Origin of the sequence: Halosolutus gelatinilyticus (assembly GCF_023028105.1) — an archaeon.
Lineage (GTDB): Archaea > Halobacteriota > Halobacteria > Halobacteriales > Natrialbaceae > Halosolutus > Halosolutus gelatinilyticus.
The window spans coordinates 367,830-385,143 of the sequence record NZ_CP095492.1 but is presented as its reverse complement, the minus strand read 5'-3'; the positions used below and the strand labels follow the sequence as shown (position 1 = coordinate 385,143).

The following is a 17,314-nucleotide window of genomic DNA, read 5'->3' as shown; positions in this document are numbered from 1 at the left end:
CTTCGTAGCGTCCGTCGTCAGCCCGTCGGACCGCCGCTCCGATGGTAGACCCCCTCGTCGGGGATGGCCGGAGCGATCCGCTCGTACGTCTCCCCCTCAAGTTCGCCCGTTTTGACGACATCTGTCGACGCGAGGTCGGCGACGCGGGTTTCGGGGGTCGATTCCTCGAGGCCGGTGATGCGCGAGTCCGTTCACCGAAAAGTGAGTTGCCGGCGACTCGGTGAGTAGCGCGCTGATGAGTTCAGGTCCAGAACCCGTCCGGATCGAACGTCCGAACGAGGTCCAGTTCCTCGGCCGTCGGTTCGGGCGTTGTTTCGACGGCTCCGTCGCCGACATCGTCGGCCGTCTGTACGTCCCACGGGAAGGCCGCAAGTACGTCTTCGATCTCGGATCCGGGATGGACGCTGCGGAGGTAGAGTTCACCACTGTCGTCGAATCCGAACGTCGCCTTCGACGTGACGAGCGCGCTCGGACCGCCGCCGGGTGCGGGACGGTCGTCGCGACCGTCATCGTCGGCCGGATAGCCGGGACTTGTCACGTACTCGACCGACTCGGCGAACCGGCGCGGTTCGTGGGGCATAAGCAGGACGGTCCGATCGGCCATACACGCGATATCGCAGGCGCCGCCGCTGCCGGGGAGGCGGATCTCTCGATCGCCGGCGGTCACTCGAGTCGTGTTCAGGTTCCCGTAGCGGTCGATTTCGGCGCCGCCGAGGAACCCGACGTCGATATCGCCGCGCTGGAGGCGGGACATGATGTCGACCATGCCCGTCGTCGAGACGGCGCGGTCCAGGTTCGGAAGATCGCACATCGTGTGAATGAAGCCGTCCGCGGGCGAATCCCGGACGACTCCGCTCTCGTAGACCGCCAGCGCGTTCGGCGCGTGCGTGCTGACCGCGACCTGAAACGCGATCAGCGGCAGTCGCATGCCGACGAACGCGGTGTCGCCGTCCTCGATTTCGCGCGCAGCGGTGGTGACCATCAACTCGCGATCCGTGTATTCGCTACTGGCCATACTGCACCTCCGCGGCGATGGTCGGCTCGGTGATCTCGAGGTCCGCGTCGACGAGCGTCGCGTACTCCTCGCGATCGGCGACGCCGTACACCCATTCGTCTGCCCACTCCTCGAATCCGCTCCGGCTCTCTGTCCGGCGATCGTACCGAAGGTAGTACTCGTTGTCTCGGTTGTAATAGCCGGCGACGGGCGACGGATGCGCTCCGAACGGGCACTCGACGACGCTGGCGACCTGTTCGCGCGTGATCGCGACCCTGCTCGGGTCGCTCTCGATGACGTCCGGTTCGACGATCTCCTCCGCGGTGACCAGCACGTTTTCGGCCGCGCCGACCGCCGGGCCGACGATTCCGGTGTTCCCCCACAGGTGGACGTCGCCCCGCGGGCTCGCACGTTGGGCGTGAACGATCGCCCAGTCGGGTTCGATGGCCGGGACGAGCGCGATCCGATCGCCCTCGAACGGGTCGGTCGCCTCGACGAACAGCTCGCTCCGTTCGAAGATGTCGCTTCCGAGTAGCGAGCGCGTCGGGAGGTACGGCACGCCCATCGCGCCGGCCTGTAGCGCGAGCGCGATGCTGAAATTGGAGTGGTCTTCGACCGCGATTTCCCCGCCCTCGACGGCCTCCCGGAACCGGTAGCCGGTGCCGGTGCTGACGTTTCCGACCCACGCGGCGCGGATCTCGGATGCCGCGCCGCCGCCGATCAACTGATCGAACAGCAGGTCGCTGATCGGTCCGATCAGGGTGAGATCGTCGATTCCCCGTCGCAGGAGTTCGTGCCCCGCCGCGAACGGGATCGCGTGTTCGAGCGCGAGGCCGACGGCGATCGAACTTCCGGGGTCGATATGCGATACCGCAACGTCCAGTGATTCGGTGCTTGCTACCACACCGTATCGAATGCCGATGGTCGCATATAAATCCTCGTTGGATATCTGCAAACCGACGCTCGTTTCCGCATATGATCGGAATCTATATGTATGATACCGCCTCACGGGAGTGTATGGTTCGCAGACCCACGGGTGAGTGTGGCAATCGAGCGGGGAGCAATCGGGCTTCGACGCCGACGATATCGAGACGTCAGTATCTGGCGGGCAGCGCAGCGGTCGGGGTAGGATCCGCGTTCGCCGGTTGTCTCGGCGGCGAAGACCGGTTGACCGTCGGTTACGCGCTCCCGTTTACCGGCACGTACGCGATACTCGGGGAAAGTATTGTCAACGGGTTCGAGTTGTACCTCGAGCAAAACGACGGCGAGATCGACGGTGAGGAGGTCGAAACCATCGAGCGGGACACGGAAGCCGATACGAACCGCGGCGTAGATGTGACGCGAGAGTTGCTGGTCGAAGAGCAGGTCGACGCGCTCGTGGGTCCGGTCTCGAGCGCCGTCGCGATCACGATGATGCAGACCATCGAAAACGAGGCGAGCGCGATCTGGCTGAACGCCAATGCGGGCGATTACCGGGTCACGGAAGAGGGCTGTCTGAACTACCACTTCCGGACGTCGTTCAACGACTGGCAGACGAGCGCGCCGCTTGCGGGGTGGGTCTACAACAACGTCGCGGACACCGTCTGTCTGGCCTACGCCGACTACGCGTTCGGCCAGAACTCGAAGAACTTCTTCAGGGAGGCGTTCGAAGACGCCGGCGGCGAGGTCGTCGCCGAAGTCGGCGCTCCGCTGGGGACCGACGACTACTCGACGTACCTGGGCGACATTGAGAACAGCGGCGCCGACGCGGTGTTCTCCTTCTTCGCGGGGAGCGACGCCGTCAACTACATCACGGACTTCGCCGACTACGGGCTCAACGAGGAGATGACCCAGACCGGGAGCGGCTTCCTGTTGTCGGAGGACACGCTCCCCGCACAAGGCGAGGCGGCGCTTGGCATGTACTCGCTGCTTCACTATGCGCCGACCCAGGAGACCGATCGAAACACGGAGTTCGTCGAGAACTACCGCGACGCGTACGACTCGTCGGCCAACGTCTACGCCTGTCAGGGGTACGATTCCGCACAGGCGTTCGCCGCCGCCGTCGAGGAGTCGGGCGGTTCGGATCCCAACGAGATGGCGGACGCCCTCGGCGGAACGGAACTCGACAGTCCACGAGGCAGTTTCCGGTTCAATCCCGAGACACACGAGCCGATCCAGAACCTGTACGTCCGGGAGGTCGTCGCAAGCGACGGGGAGCAACCCGTCGAAAACCAGGTCGTCGAAACGATCGAAGGAGTCGAAAGTCCCAGCTGGGGATGCAGCCTGTGAGTAGTATGATCCGGCGAATCCGCCGATACGTGCTCGATCGGACGGAAGGCAGTAGCCGACCACCCGACTCGAGTGGAGGATTCAACTGAGATGGTCGAAACGATACTCCGAGCCACGTTGCTCGGTCTACAACTGGGGGTGACGCTCGCGCTGATCGCCGCCGGCCTGACGCTGATCTTCGGTATGCTGGACGTCATCAACTTCGCACACGGGGCGCTCTACATGCTCGGCGCGTACTTCGGGGCCGTCATCGCGGCGGAACTCGGGAGCTTCTGGCTCGCGTTGGTGCTCGCACCGCTGTTCGTCGGCGTCGTCGGCGCCGCGATCGAAGTGCTGTCGCTTCGCCCCCTCTACGGCCGCAACCCCCTCTATCACATTCTCCTTACCTTCGGGTTTGCGATCATGATTCAGGGCACGGTCCTGCAGGTCTGGGGCGGACAGGCCAGACGGATCGCCCGACCGGACTTGCTGACCGGATCGGTCGCTATCGGATCGCTCAACTATCCGCTCTACCGCCTGTTCGTCCTGGTGGTGGGCACGATCCTGATCGTCGCCATCTGGCTCGCGATTGAACGGAGCAACTTCGGCATCCTCATGCGAGCCAGCGCCCACGATACCGAGATGGTAAATGCCCTCGGAATCGACGTCTCGAAGGTGTTCACCGGCGTCTTCGTCTTCGGTGCGGTGCTGGCAGGACTTGCGGGCGTCCTGCTGGCCGTCTCGCGATCGGTCAACCCCGGAATGGGGATGGGCATCATCATCGAAGCCTTCGTGATCGTCGTAATCGGCGGTCTCGGGAGCTTCCGTGGCGCTGTTTACACCGCGTTGCTCATCGGACTGGTCACTTCGTACGGGGCGTTGATCGCGCCGACGCTGACGGAGTTATTCCTCTTCGGACTGATGGCCGTGGTACTGATGATCAAACCAAACGGATTCTTCGGCACGACAGAGGCAGCATAGATGCAATCAGCACTCGAGTACATCCGACAACGGGACGCACCGCAGACCGGGAACCAGATCCTCTCTCGGCCCGGTCGACTCGCGTTGGTGGCGGGCCTCCTCGTCCTCGCCGCAGTAGGGCCGGTCATCCAGTCGGTCCAGCCGTTCTGGCTGAACCTCCTGATTCGAATGCTGACGTTCGCGCTGTTGGCACTGAGTCTCGACTTCATCTTCGGCTACGCCGGACTCCTATCGTTTGGCCACGCCGCGATGTACGGCACCGGCGGGTATGCCGCGGCGCTCCTGATTACGGACGTGACCGCGAGCGCGCTGGTCGTCCTGCCGATCGCGATCCTCACCGGCGTCGTCACGGCCGCGGTGATCGGCTGGCTCAGCGTACGAGCTCGTGGGATCTACTTCGCCATGCTGACGCTGGCGTTCGCACAGATGCTCTACGTCGTCGCGTTCACGGACCTCCCGGCGACGATCGTCGCCGCGGAGACGGTGACTGGCGGCGACAACGGGCTTTACGGCATCCAGCTGTACGAACTGTTCGGGATCGACTTTCGCGATCGGCTCAACTACTACTATCTGACGCTCGGAATCGTGGCGCTGTCGCTGGCCGGATTGGTTCGACTCGCTAACTCTCCGTTCGGTCGGGTCCTCCAAGGAATTCGCGAGAACGAAGAGCGCGTCGAATTCGTCGGCTACGACGTTCAGCGGTACAAAGTCATCGCGTTCTCGATTAGCGGCGGGTTCGCCGGTCTCGCAGGTGGGCTCTACGTCCCGTTTCAAAGCGCTGCCAATCCCGGACTGCTCCATTGGACCGTCAGTGGCGAGCTTGTGGTGATGGTCCTGCTCGGTGGCATGGGAACCTTCTGGGGGCCGATGCTCGGTGCCGGACTCGTCGTCCTGCTCGAGGATCGTCTCGGCGGCGTCGCGAGCTGGGAGATTATCCTCGGCGGCCTGTTCGTCGCCGTCGTAATCTTCGCCCCCCGCGGCCTCGCTGGGGTGATCGTCTCGTTCCGGAACGATCCCCGCGCTGCCGTCGGGCAGGCACGACGAGCGATCGAAAACTACGTCGAAACGGTGAGAGGCTAACGATGAGCGAGAACGTAGACGACCTCGAAACGGCGATCGAGACCGAGACCGAAACGTCGACCGACGCTCGGTCGGAGCCGCCAAGCGACGTGATCCTCCGAACGGAGGGCCTCACCAAGATGTTCGGTCCGCTCACGGCGATCGATTCCGTCTCGCTCGACGTCCTCGCCGACGGGATCACGTCGATCATCGGGCCCAACGGGGCCGGGAAGACGACGCTGTTCAACGTGTTCTCCGGGAAGTACACGCCGACCGACGGCCGAATCGAGTTCCGGGGTGAGCCGATCGGCGGGCACCCGCCGCACGAGATCGTTCGCCGCGGAATCGTCCGGTCGTTCCAGATCACGAACTTCTTCTCGGAGCTCACCGCGCTCGAGAACGTCCGACTCGCGGCGCAGGCCCGATACTCCGGCTTCGGCGCGTCGGACTTCCTCGCTCATCACGCGTCGTTCGAGGGGCCGATCGCCGATGCCGAGCGGATTCTCGAGCAAGTAGACCTCGACGACGTCGCCCGCGAACCCGCCTCGAGCCTCTCCTACGGGCAGCGACGCCACCTCGAGATCGCGATCGCCATCGCGTCGGATCCGAAGCTCCTGTTGTTGGACGAGCCAACGGCCGGGATGAGTCCCGAAGAGACTCGGGAAACGGTCGAACTGATCGAGGACATCGCAACGGATACGACGATCGTGATCATCGAGCACGACATGGATATCGTTATGGGAATCTCCGATCGGATCGCGGTGCTGAACGAGGGATCGCTACTCGCGCAGGGGACGCCGACGGAGATCCAGCGGGACGAACGCGTCCAGCGAGCGTATCTACGAGGTGGTGGGCGTGAGTGAGCGATTGCTCACTGTCGACTCGATCGACACCCACTACGGGGAGAGTCACATCCTCTTCGATCTCTCGCTCGCCGTCGACCGCGGCGAAATCGTCGCCCTCGTCGGCCGAAACGGCGCGGGAAAGACGACGACACTTCGGAGCATCATGGGGTTGACTCCCCCGACGGACGGAACGATCGCGAAGGCCGGCAGCCGGATCGACGGACTCGACCCACACGAGATCCGGAAACGGGGTCTCTCGTGGATTCCCGAGGAGCGACGCGTGTTCGGGAGTCTGACTGTCGCGGAGAATCTACGACTGGCAGCACACAGCGGCGCTGACGATCAGACCGAGCGATTCGAGGAGATCTACGAGCAATTCCCACGACTCGACGAGCGCCGGGCCCAGAAGGCCGGGACGATGAGCGGCGGCGAACAGCAGATGCTCGCGATCGCTCGCGCGCTGCTGGGCCCCGAGACGGACCTCCTCCTGCTCGACGAACCGAGCGAAGGGCTGGCGCCACAGATCGTCGACGACGTCGCCGACATCGTTCGAGAGCTGAACGAACGCGGCGTTACGATCCTGCTCGTCGAGCAGAACGCCGAGATGGCGCTCGAGCTGGCCGACCGCGCGTACGTCCTGGAGACCGGCGAGATCGTCCACGAGTCCACCGCCACGGAACTGCTCGACGACCGCGAAACGATGGAGGGATATCTCGGTGTCAAATGATCGTCGTACGCCTCATGTCCTCAGAAACCACGACGCGGATCAGTAGCGGTTCGATGCGCGTCTCGAGGCTATCCGAACGCCTAACTGCACGCGGCTACATCCGTGTGACTATGCGGAACGCAACCGAACGCATCAAGGGAGGTGTATCGACGTGGACGTAGCGTCCGAGCGAATCCACGACCTCGTTCGCGTCGAACACCTCGCGGACGACGCCGTCGCTCGCCTCGTGATGGAGGAGGGAGAGTCGCCGATGAACGTCTTCCAGCCCTCGAAAGTCGAGGCGATGGCGACGGCGGTCGAAGTCCTCGCGGGGGACGTCGATTGTCTCGTTCTCTACGGCGAACCGGTGTTCTCCGCGGGTGCGGACCTCCGTTCGGTCAAGCAGATGCCTCAGGAGATGCGTTCGGCGAAAATCGACACGATCGCGGCCGCGTCGAACCGGTTTATCCGATCGGTCAGGGAGTTTCCGGCCCCGGTCATTTCGGCCGTCACCGGCGTCGCGGCCGGCGGCGGTCTCGGCTTCGCGCTCGCATCGGACCTGATCAGTATGCACGAGGACGCGGTATTCGACACCGCGTATTCCCGAATCGGACTTACGCCGGACAATGCGACACCGTTTTTCCTGGTGCGGACGGTCGGTCCGCACCGGGCTCGGGAGTTGCTGTTCGATCCCGATCCGATTTCCGCAGTGGACGCGGTCGATCTCGGACTCGCGAACGAGCGGTACGAGGGCTCGGAATCGGCGTTCCTCGAGTCTGTGACCGAAGACGCAATCCGGTACGCGAACGGGCCGACCGAAACGTACGCCCAGACGAAGCGCCTCCTCGATACCGCTTTCGACGGCGCGCTCGATCAGCACCTCGAGCAAGAGCGATCGACGATCAAGCGAATGAGCGATTCGGACCTGTTTGACGAGGGGTTAGCAGCGTTCTTCGAGAAACGCCAGCCCGACTGGGGCTGATTTCTTCCGCCCTTTCGACCGGATATTAACTGATGCCGGGAGAGATCACAATCGTACATACGTAGATGAGCGGTTAACCTCCATAATCTATTCACCACAGTAACCCATTGGTGTCCCTGCGTACCGTGAGTGATATTAGCAGGCGAAGCGTGCTTAGAGCGTCGACACTAGCGCCGGCCGGGCCGATCGGACTCGCCGGCTGTCTCGGTGGGCTACGAGACGGGACGGGTACTGTTCGACGTCGGCTTCGCTATCGAGGAGGGCGAGATCGTCTCCCTGTTGGGACGAAACGGCGCCGGAAAAACGACGATGCGATCTGTCGTCGGCGCAGACGTGCCTCGCGTGAGCGGCGGCCAACAACATGACGAGACGACCGGCATCACCGGCCGAACGATCCGCACCGTCGGCGACTCCGTCAGCATCGTTTCGGCTTCCGAAATCGAGCGAACCGCTATCAGCGAGAACGGGTGGACGACGAATCGGCTCACGGCGGCGCTCCAGGACGAACTGGGGCTCGACGGTGATACCGGCTGAGACGCTCCCAGCTTCGACTCCTCGAGCCGCGGTACCGACAGTACCGCCGAGTAAGTCGACTGATATCTGGTCGTTTTATCAGGTCCGGCCGCAAGCGTTCACGTGATGTCGACCATCTACTTCGAAGACATTGCGGAGGGAACCGTCAGAGACCTCGGAAGCTACGCGGTACCGAAAGACGAGATGATGGCGTTCGCCGAACGGTACGATCCCCAACCGATCCACGTCGACGAGGAGGCGGCGGCGGAGTCCGTCTTCGGTGCAGTGATCGCCAGCGGCTGGTACACCGCGAGCGTCTGCATGCGACTGTTCGTCGACGGGTTCCTCGGCGAGACGGCGAGTATCGGGTCACCGGGGCTGGACGAACTCGCTTGGTCGGAACCGGTGTACGCCGCCGACACGCTGCTCGTCAAGAACGAAATCCTCGAGACGCGCCCGTCGCGGAGTCGGAACGATCGGGGTTACGTGCGCAATCAGATCCGCGCGTACAACCAAGACGGTGACGAGGTGCTCGAGTGGACTGGAACCAACATACTCCTCCGTCGCGACGCCGACTGACTACCGACCAGTCACGCGGAATTACGGTCCCAAGCTCATCGCCGGTAGCGACCCCGAGAATTCGATCGACGGCTGATGCTGCGGATCTCCGTCCTGCTTCGCCGATCCGTTAGCGACCGGAATATCGATGCTAATACAAAGGTGAACGGTATTCTTACACTCGAGTATGACGACTGCTAGCATCGAGAAGGTAGCCGTGCTCGGCGCCGGAAGCATGGGTCACGGTATCGCGGAAGTGGCAGCGATAGCCGGATACGACGTGACGATTCGCGACCTCGTCGAGGACGGAGTCGGCGACGTCCCGGACGCGCGAGCGGTTCCCGACAGTCCGGAGACGGGACTTATCCACAACCTCAGTGGCAACGGCTCAGTACACAGCGTCATGACGCTCGCGAGGGACCCACAATGACTGACGACGACCTACCACGCAAAACCGTATCGATTCCCGACGAGATCGAACTTCTGCGATTGCTCGACTTCTACGAGCTACAGGACCCAGAGCACACCCGAATCCACGAGTTCTACGATAACCTCCGCGCGGGCGAGTTCACCACGACTCGTTGCGAAGAGTGCGAGACCGTCCACTTCCCACCGCGGATCGTCTGCCCGGAGTGCCTGTCGGACGACCTCGAGTACGTCTCGCTTCCCCACGAAGGCGAGATCCACTCGTTCACCGAAGTGCGGGGTACCGCTGCGATCGGGATGAACGAAGACACACCGTTCGTCGCCGGGACCGTCGATCTTGGCGACGTCCGCCTCTCGGCGCGGATCGATGACGCTGGCTACGACGACCTCTCCATCGGCGATCCGGTTCGACTGAAGACCGTCGAGATTGACAATTCGATCGATCAGGACCGAGTCTTCTATCGGTTCGAGACGGTCTAGTCGGCCACTCGCTTCGGTAGTCCGTTCGTCGCACCACTGCGATCGAGCCGTTGACTTCGCTGGGCGGACCGAGAGATGTCGTTCGACGAGTTCACGGCTCTTGACCGATAACACAGGGATCGTCGTCTCGATCGCAAGCGCGTCTCCCGGACGTACCCGTCTCGATGTCCTCGAGGTAGTGAGTCGCTCGGAACGCATGGTTCCGTCTCGGAAGGGGAACGGGCATAAACCGGTCCGCGAACATCTCCTGCTCCCTTCGTATCGCGCGCTCGCGGCCAGCGTCGGAGCCGAACGACGCCGTGGTGAGAAAGAACCAAGATACTCCCGACCGTGCGTCCGATCATGACGTTTGAAACGCTTGAGGTGTCAGTCAGCAAGGGCGTCGCGACGGTTCGGATCGCAAACGATCCGGTCAACGCGATCGACCAACAGATGCGCTACGAACTCGCCGAAGCCGTCGACGTCCTCCGCGAGGACCGGGTCTGCGTCGGGATCATCACCGGTGACGACGAGGTGTTCTCGGTCGGCGCCGACGTCGGACTCTTCGAGGAGGCACAGTCGTGGACGACCGACGAGTTCCGCTCGAACTCGCGCATCCTCGGCCGCGCGTTCGACGGGATCGAGGCGATGGAGAAGCCGGTGCTGGCCGCCATCGACGGTACCTGCGTCGGCGGCGGCCTCGAGCTCGCGCTGGCGTGTGACGTCCGGATCGCGAGCCCCGACGCGACGCTCGGCTTCCCGGAACACAACATCGGTCTCATTCCCGGATTGGGCGGCTGCTCCCGCTTCGTGAACCTCGTCGGGCCTGGGACGGCGAAGGATCTCATCTTCAGCGGCGAACTCGTCGACGGCGAGCGTGGGCGCGAGATCGGCCTCGTCGAGCGCATCGAGGCCGATCCCGAGGCCGCCGCCCGCGCCTATGCGGACGACCTCCTCGAGAAGCCCCCGCAAGCACTCGGCCTCGCGAAACGGGTCGTCAACGCCGCCCGCGACGCCGACACGCAGACCGCGGGTCTCCTCGAGTCCCTCGCGCAGAGCACGCTGCTGGAGACCGACGACCACCGGGAAGGGATCGAGGCGTTCCGAGCGGACCGCGAGCCCGAGTTCACCGGAGAGTAGCGCCCCTTCAGCGTTCGTCATCGCTTCAGTCGCCGCTCGTGCCGACGCGCTCGCCGTCTTCCCAGACGTAGAACCCCTCGCCTGTCTTCTTGCCGAGTTTGCCCGCGCGGACCTTTCGACGAAGCGACTGGGGCGGCTTGAACCGCTCGCCGAGTTCCTCGCGAAGGTGTTCGGCGATGTGCAGGCGGACGTCCAGCCCGACGTGGTCGGTGAGTTCGATCGGTCCCATCGGATGGCCGTAGCCGATCTCCATCCCTTCATCGATATCCGCGGGGCTGGCGACGCCCTGCTCGACCATCCGGATCGCCTCCAACCCGAGCGCGAGTCCCAGCCGCGAGGTCGCGAAGCCGGCCGTATCCCGGACGACCACGTCCTCCTTCTCGAGGCTCTGCACGTAGTCGACGGCGACCGCCTCGGTGCGCTCGTCGGTTTGTTCGGCGACGACGATCTCGACGAGGTCCATGATGTGCGGCGGGTTGAAAAAGTGCAGTCCCACCGCCCGCTCGGGGTTCTCGAGGACGCTTGCCATCTCGGTCACCGACAGCGAGGAGGTGTTCGAGGCGATGACCGTCTCGGCGCCCGTCGCGGCCTCGACGTCCGAGAACACGTCCTGCTTGAGGGCCATGTCCTCGGGGACAGCCTCAATCACGAGGTCGGCGTCCGCAACGGCCGTCTCTAGATCGGTCGTGCCCTCGATTCGGTCGAGCGTCTCCGCCACCTCGGATTCGGTCAGCTTATCGCGATCGACGCCGCCCTGGAGGTTCTGCCGAATCCCCTCGAGGCCGTCCCGGACGAGGCCGTCCTCGATATCCCGCAGGACCACGTCGTGGCCCGCCATCGCCGAGACCTGTGCGATTCCACGTCCCATACTCCCCGCTCCGAGGACCGTTACGGACATGGACGAGTGGACTCGGGTGTCGACGAAAAAGGTTCCTATCGCCGCGAGCGGAGACAGCGGCGAATCGACGCGAGCGCGGTCGGCCGCGTGTAACTCGCAAGCCGCGGTCGGTACGGACAACGGTCGCGTTCGCTCGCGTCCGAGAACTCGAGACGATAAACTGGAACCGCAATAGTGGGAGACCGTCGGCGGTTCGAGGACCGGCGTTCAAAGTGAATTGTCCCGACGATCCAGTTCTCACTCCTCGTCGGCCGTTCCGAACGTGAACACGTCATCGTTCCCGATGTCGGCACCGTCGGATTCTTCACCGCTCTCGGCATCGTCGACGTGTTCGGTCGCGCCATCGTCTCCGTCGCCGTCGAAGTCGAACGCCGACTCGGATTTCGCCGGCTCCGTGTCGGTGTTGAATTGATCGAGCGCTTCGGACAGCCGCGTGGCCTGCTGGGAGAGACTCGAGGCGGATCTCGTCACTTCGGTCAGCGCCGTGGTCTGCTCTTCGGCCGCTGCGGCGACGTTTTCGGCCTCGGAGGTCGTCTCCTCGGAGACCGTCGCCGCGTCGTCGACCATCGCAACGACCTCCTGAGTCGAGGCCGCCTGTTCTTCGGTCGCCGCGGAGATCTTTTGGACGCCGACGTTGGTTTCCTTGGCGAGGTCGGTGATTTCCTGGAGCGCGCTAACCGCTTTTTGGACCTGTTCGCTGGCGTCGTCGATCTCTTCGCTCGTGTTCTCGACTTCGGCGGCCGATTCCTCGGTCCGTCCGCGGATCGCCTCGAGGCGGTCCTCGGCCTCGTCGGCGGCCTCGGCGACGTCCTCCGAGAGGACCTTGACCTCCCTGGCGACCACGGAGAACCCTTCGTCGTCGCTGCTGTCGCCCGCAGAGCGGGAGGCCTCGATGTTGGCGTTCAGTGCCAGCATGTTGGTCTGGCGAGCGATCTCGGAGATCGTGTTGATCAGTTCGTCGATCTGCTGGACTTCGTCCTCAAGCCGGCGGATCTCGGCGACGGCGTCGCCGGCCTCGGTCTCGATCTCCTCCATGGCGGTGATCGCCTCTCGGGCGGCTTCCTGCCCCTCTCGCCCGGTGGTGACCGTCCGTTCGGCGATGTCGGCGACCTCGTTCGAGGAGGCGGCGATCCCCTCGGTCGTCGTCGAGAGGCCGCTCATCTCCCGGTTGACCGACTGCAGCGACTCGTTCTGTCGATCCGCACCGTCGGAAATCTCCTGGATCGACTCGGTAACCTGCTGGGATGCGGAGCGAACCTCCTCGCTCGAGGCGGTCACTTGTTCGGAGGCGGTCGCGACATCGGTTGCGAATCGGTTGAGTTCGGCGATGGTTTGCTCGAACGCGTCGAGCATGTCGTTCCCGTACTCTCCGATCAGTTGCATCTGCTCGTTGTCGCTCGTGACGTCCGCGCGGGCGGTGAGGTTGCCGCCGGCGGCCGCCTGAAACACGTCGCTGTACTCGTCGGCGGCCTGCTCGAGGTCGTCGTTGATCTCTTCGACGCGTTCGCGTTCGCGTTCGGCTTCCTCGCGGGCGGCTTCGGCTTCGCTGATCTGTTCGCGCAAAGCGTCGCGCATCGAGTCGAAGCCGTCGTAGAGCCGCCCGATGTTGTCGATCCGCTTCGTCTCGAGGTCGACGTCGAGGTCGCCCTCCTCCATCTGGCTGGCCTTGTCGGTCAGCCGATCGATCGAGACGGCGGTGTTCCGTCCGAGGACGGCTCCGATCGCGCCGATCAGGAGGACGCCGAGGATCGTCGCATAGATCCCGTACTGATTGACCGAATTGACGAATCCGAGGGCCTGATCGGCGGGCTCGTGGGTCACGACGACCCAGTCGGTGCCGAACACGCGCGCCGAACTCGTAACGTACTCGTCGTGGCTATCATTGCCGAAGCCGTAGGGATCGGTCCCGAAGACGAGCGACGAACTCGAGACGCGCTCGGTGTGTGTGCCTCCGTTTCGCGCCGCCTGCACGAGCCCGGTCGCACCCTCGTACGTGAGACCGAACGCCTCGTAGTCGTCGCCGTAGACGGCGTTGTCAAGGGCGATCTCGTCGTCGCCGTCGACGATCATCGTCACCGCGCCCCGCTTGCCGTGAAGCCGACTCGAATACGCCTCGAGATCGACGGTGTAGACGATCGCCCGGTTCTCGTCCGTAGTCGATCGCTGGACGTAGCTCATCACGACCCTCTTCTGCCCGTACTCGTCCGTGGCGCGGTACGGCTCGGTGTTCGAGGCGTAAATTCGCGTGCTGGCAGCGTAGACGCTCCCGGGAACGCCCTCGAATTCGGACATCGGGGCTCCGCGAAGCGATTCGTTGGTACTCGCGAGCACCGTCTCGTTCTCGAGATCGACGTGCGAAATCTCGAACGTATCGGCGTCGAGGCCCGATTTCCATCCGGAAAACTGCTCTTCGATCGCCTCTGGATCGCCGTCAGCGACGACCTCGGATTGCGCGATCATCCCGACGGTGTGTTCGTTCCGATCGTGCCACAGCTGGAAGTTCTGTGCGTCCTGGCTGGCAGCGTCCGCGTGGTCCGCCTGAACGCGGTCTTCGACCTGATCGGTGATTTCGGCGGTCGCACCGTATCCGATCAGGCTGATCGAAAGCCCGAGAATCAGCAACACGATACCGAACTTGATGCCGTATCTACGACGGATGACCGTCGGTACTAGCTCCCGCGGCGAATTCATGGTATGGGATACCATTAATATACTATCATATAAATGACTGGCTCAGGTTATCAGGGGCGATAATCACGATGGTTCAGTCGTGCTCGACCGGACAGCGACAGGAACGGGCGACGGACGATACCGTTAGTCGGTATCCGCAACCGGCTCGAACTTGACACCGTACCGCGGGACCCCTTCCTGCGTGTATATCCGCCGGACCGTCGCCACGACGGTGTTACCGACGGCTACGGACTGCGGATCGGCGTCCGCGATCTGGGCGGGAAGCGTGACGGACCCGTAGTCAGTTTCGAGGGAGACGATTGCGACGGCGTACGCTCCATCCCGCTGCTGGAGCGAGGCGAATTCCGGGGGAGCGCCGCCGCGCCCGATGACGGTCACCGCTCGAATCGTCCCCGTCCGAGGCGCTTCGAACTCGTCGAACTCGACGCGTGCGTGGCACTCCTGGCAGGCTCCGTCGGGCGGGAACGTGACGCCGCCACAGTTCGGACACGCACCGGCGACGAGGCGGTATCGGCGATCGAGTCCCCGCTGCCAGTTCGGGACGCTCACGTTCGCACCGCCGCCGGCAACCTCGCCGTCGACGATGTATCCGCGTTCGCGGAGATACGTCGAATAATCGATCGTCTCTGCCGACTCGATATCGGTAACACCGCGGACCGAAAGTGATCCCTCGCAGGCGAGTGCCGCTGCACTCCCACCGCCGAAGAAGCCGGCGACCGTCAGGTCGTCGCCGACTTCGTCGAGCGCCGAGAGCAGGCCGATCGGGACGGTCGCCGCGCCGACGTCGCCGATGTGATCAGCGACGGTCCCCGTCGCGACGGACTCGGACGAAAGCGAGAGCTCGTTCGTAATCCGGTAGGGGAAGCTCCCGTCGCGCTGGTGGACCGCTGCGCCGACGGCATCAGCCGCGTCGACGTCGAGCGACGACACCGCGGCGGTTACCGCCTCGCGAACGGCGTCCCGTTCGTAGGTCGTGATCCCCAGCGAGTCGACACCACGGTCACCGCGCTCTCGGAATCGAATCCCTGACGTCTCGTCGCTGTGCCACGCGACGTCGACGACCGGAACGACTGCGTCGTCGTCGATCACGAACGCCGCTCCCGCGGCGCCGAAGGGGTGGTCCGCGTCGGCCGGCGTTCCCTCCGGACAGTCGGCGACGGCCACGAGCGCGGGGCCATCGGCGTCGAGCGCGCGTGCGAGTGCCTCTGCCCCGGCCGCGGTGTGCTGGGTCGCGGTCGCAGTCGCGACGGCCGCAGGCAAATCGAGCGCTCGGACGAGCCGCGAGACGAAGTCCCCTTCCTCGAGCGGCGGCGTGGTCGTCGCGGCCGCGACGGTCTCGATCGCACCGCGCTCGAGCGGCGCATCCTCGAGCGCTCGTCGAGCCGCCGCGATGGCCATCGTCAGCGAATCCTCGTCGGCGGCCGGGACGGCCTTTCGTTCGACGCCCGCGGCGCGGTTCGTTCCCCAGGCCCTCTCGAGTTCGTCGGTCTCGAGTCGAAATCGGGGAACGTAGACGCCGGCGGCGACGAGCCCTCTCATGCGATCACCTCCTCCTTTTCGAAGACGTGAACGGTGACGCCGCCGCCGCTCCCGCCGACGTTGTGCGTGAGCCCGTATCGGGGGTCGTCGACCTGAACGTGCGCCTCACCGCGTAACTGATCGAACGCCTCGACGATCTGTCCGGTGCCGGTCGCGCCGATCGGATGTCCCTTCGACTTCAGTCCGCCGCTGGTGTTCGTCGGGAGCTCGCCGTCGGGACCGGTGACTCCTTCCCGGAGCAGTCGGCCGGCCTCGCCGCGGTCACAGAAGCCGAGGTCCTCGTAGGCCAGCAGTTCGGCGATCGCGAAGCAGTCGTGGACCTCCGCGAAGTCGAGGTCCGACGGCTCGATGCCGGCTTCCTCGTAGGCGTCCTCGCCCGCGCGGACCGACGCCGGAATGGACGTCAACGAGCCGCGCTGAAAAAGACCGACGCGACCGCTCGAGGCGCCGCTGCCCGCGACACGAACCAGCGCGTCCGCGTGCTCTCGAGCGACGTCCTCGCTCGCGACGAGGACCGCGCTGGCGCCGTCGGTCGTCGGACAGCAGTGATAGAGGTTGAGCGGGTCCGCGACTGTCGGTGCGGAAACCGCGTCTTCGAGCGAGCACTCGAAGCCAAGGTGGGCCTTCGGATTCCGCGCACCGTTGCCGTGGTTTTTCACTGCGACGCGGCTCAGGTCCTCGACGGAGGCGTTGTATTCGTCCATGTACGCGCTGGCCATCTGCGCGTAGACACCCGCGAAGGTCGTGCCGCTCAGGCGCTCCCACTCGGTCTCGCCGCTGACGCCGAGCCACCAGCGGGTGTGATCGGAGCTCGCGTCGGTCATCACTTCATAGCCGCCGGCCAGCGCGACGTCGACCGACCCCGAACGGACCGCGGTCACCGCTTGCCGAAACGCGTAGCCGCTCGCGGCGCAGGCGTTTTCGATTCGAGTCGCTGGCACGCCGTGGAGTCCGACGTGTTCGGTCACCGCCGGTCCGGAGAGGCCGATCTGTCGGCCGCCCACGCCGAGCGTCCCGAGGAACGCCTCGTCGATCGCGTCCGGTGAGAGATCCCCGTCGACGCTGTCGATCGCCGCGTCGAACGCGTCATCGAACAGCGAGAGGTACGTTCGATTCGAGAACGACCCGAACGACGACTGTCCAGCTCCCAGGATGTATGCGTCTCGCATGGGCCGAAGTATCCTACCGGGGAGACTTATAGATGTCCCACGGCGACGATCGGCTCCGATACGGCCGGTATCAAATACCTTTTTATCGATCCGTCAGGAAGGCGTGA

General features: G+C 64.4%; 16 protein-coding genes and 1 pseudogene. 11 read left to right on the top strand and 6 right to left on the bottom strand.

Going from position 1 to position 17,314, the window contains the following annotated elements; translation table 11 throughout:
• Window positions 1-241: 241 nt before the first annotated feature.
• A complete protein-coding gene (locus tag MUH00_RS20805) occupies window positions 242-1,015 on the bottom strand; it encodes a CoA-transferase subunit beta (protein WP_247004195.1) in 774 nt (257 codons plus the stop codon).
• Window positions 1,005-1,898: a CoA transferase subunit A gene (locus MUH00_RS20800; protein ID WP_247004194.1), complete on the bottom strand. Its 894-nt coding sequence runs from the start codon at window positions 1,896-1,898 to the stop codon at window positions 1,005-1,007. The genes MUH00_RS20805 and MUH00_RS20800 overlap by 11 nt, the downstream gene beginning before the upstream one ends.
• 113 nt (window positions 1,899-2,011) lie before the next feature.
• Between MUH00_RS20800 and MUH00_RS20795 the strand changes: the two genes are divergently transcribed.
• The 11 genes and pseudogenes from MUH00_RS20795 (at window position 2,012) to MUH00_RS20745 (ending at window position 10,910) form a co-directional block, all read left to right on the top strand.
• Window positions 2,012-3,262 (top strand): ABC transporter substrate-binding protein, encoded by a 1,251-nt coding sequence (locus MUH00_RS20795; protein WP_247004193.1) that lies wholly within the window; start codon window positions 2,012-2,014, stop codon window positions 3,260-3,262.
• A 90-nt stretch (window positions 3,263-3,352) separates the two neighbouring features.
• Window positions 3,353-4,222 (top strand): branched-chain amino acid ABC transporter permease, encoded by an 870-nt coding sequence (locus MUH00_RS20790; protein ID WP_247004192.1) that lies wholly within the window; start codon window positions 3,353-3,355, stop codon window positions 4,220-4,222.
• The gene (locus tag MUH00_RS20785; protein ID WP_247004191.1) at window positions 4,223-5,302 is read left to right on the top strand and encodes a branched-chain amino acid ABC transporter permease; all 1,080 of its coding nucleotides are present in this window, start codon (window positions 4,223-4,225) and stop codon (window positions 5,300-5,302) included. It abuts the gene before it with no gap.
• A gap of 2 nt (window positions 5,303-5,304) precedes the next feature.
• Window positions 5,305-6,144 (top strand): ABC transporter ATP-binding protein, encoded by an 840-nt coding sequence (locus MUH00_RS20780; protein ID WP_247004190.1) that lies wholly within the window; start codon window positions 5,305-5,307, stop codon window positions 6,142-6,144.
• Window positions 6,137-6,853: an ABC transporter ATP-binding protein gene (locus MUH00_RS20775; RefSeq protein ID WP_425603066.1), complete on the top strand. Its 717-nt coding sequence runs from the start codon at window positions 6,137-6,139 to the stop codon at window positions 6,851-6,853. Before MUH00_RS20780 ends, MUH00_RS20775 begins: the two co-directional genes overlap by 8 nt.
• Before the next feature lie 151 nt (window positions 6,854-7,004).
• Window positions 7,005-7,814, top strand: a complete 810-nt coding sequence (locus MUH00_RS20770; RefSeq protein WP_247004188.1) for an enoyl-CoA hydratase/isomerase family protein — start codon at window positions 7,005-7,007, stop codon at window positions 7,812-7,814.
• A gap of 207 nt (window positions 7,815-8,021) precedes the next feature.
• Entirely contained in the window at window positions 8,022-8,348 is a 327-nt protein-coding gene (locus tag MUH00_RS20765; RefSeq protein ID WP_247004187.1) for an ATP-binding cassette domain-containing protein, read from the top strand.
• A gap of 105 nt (window positions 8,349-8,453) precedes the next feature.
• The gene (locus MUH00_RS20760) at window positions 8,454-8,906 is read left to right on the top strand and encodes a MaoC family dehydratase (protein WP_247004186.1); all 453 of its coding nucleotides are present in this window, start codon (window positions 8,454-8,456) and stop codon (window positions 8,904-8,906) included.
• Between the two features lie 166 nt (window positions 8,907-9,072).
• A pseudogene (locus MUH00_RS23280) lies at window positions 9,073-9,204 on the top strand (3-hydroxyacyl-CoA dehydrogenase NAD-binding domain-containing protein); the annotation flags it as partial.
• A 107-nt stretch (window positions 9,205-9,311) separates the two neighbouring features.
• Window positions 9,312-9,791, top strand: a complete 480-nt coding sequence (locus MUH00_RS20750; protein WP_247004184.1) for a Zn-ribbon domain-containing OB-fold protein — start codon at window positions 9,312-9,314, stop codon at window positions 9,789-9,791.
• A gap of 342 nt (window positions 9,792-10,133) precedes the next feature.
• Window positions 10,134-10,910, top strand: coding sequence for an enoyl-CoA hydratase/isomerase family protein (locus MUH00_RS20745; RefSeq protein WP_247004183.1), 777 nt, complete (start codon window positions 10,134-10,136; stop codon window positions 10,908-10,910).
• A gap of 25 nt (window positions 10,911-10,935) precedes the next feature.
• Here MUH00_RS20745 and MUH00_RS20740 read toward each other — a convergent pair whose 3' ends face one another.
• The 4 genes from MUH00_RS20740 to MUH00_RS20725 form a co-directional block, all read right to left on the bottom strand.
• On the bottom strand, window positions 10,936-11,808 hold the full coding sequence (locus MUH00_RS20740; protein WP_247004182.1) for a 3-hydroxyacyl-CoA dehydrogenase family protein: 873 nt from the start codon (window positions 11,806-11,808) through the stop codon (window positions 10,936-10,938).
• Between the two features lie 237 nt (window positions 11,809-12,045).
• On the bottom strand, window positions 12,046-14,499 hold the full coding sequence (locus tag MUH00_RS20735) for a methyl-accepting chemotaxis protein (protein ID WP_425603065.1): 2,454 nt from the start codon (window positions 14,497-14,499) through the stop codon (window positions 12,046-12,048).
• Window positions 14,500-14,622: 123 nt separating this feature from the next.
• Window positions 14,623-16,038, bottom strand: a complete 1,416-nt coding sequence (locus MUH00_RS20730) for a zinc ribbon domain-containing protein (protein WP_247004181.1) — start codon at window positions 16,036-16,038, stop codon at window positions 14,623-14,625.
• Window positions 16,035-17,207: a thiolase C-terminal domain-containing protein gene (locus MUH00_RS20725; RefSeq protein ID WP_247004179.1), complete on the bottom strand. Its 1,173-nt coding sequence runs from the start codon at window positions 17,205-17,207 to the stop codon at window positions 16,035-16,037. Before MUH00_RS20725 ends, MUH00_RS20730 begins: the two co-directional genes overlap by 4 nt.
• Window positions 17,208-17,314 lie beyond the last annotated feature (107 nt).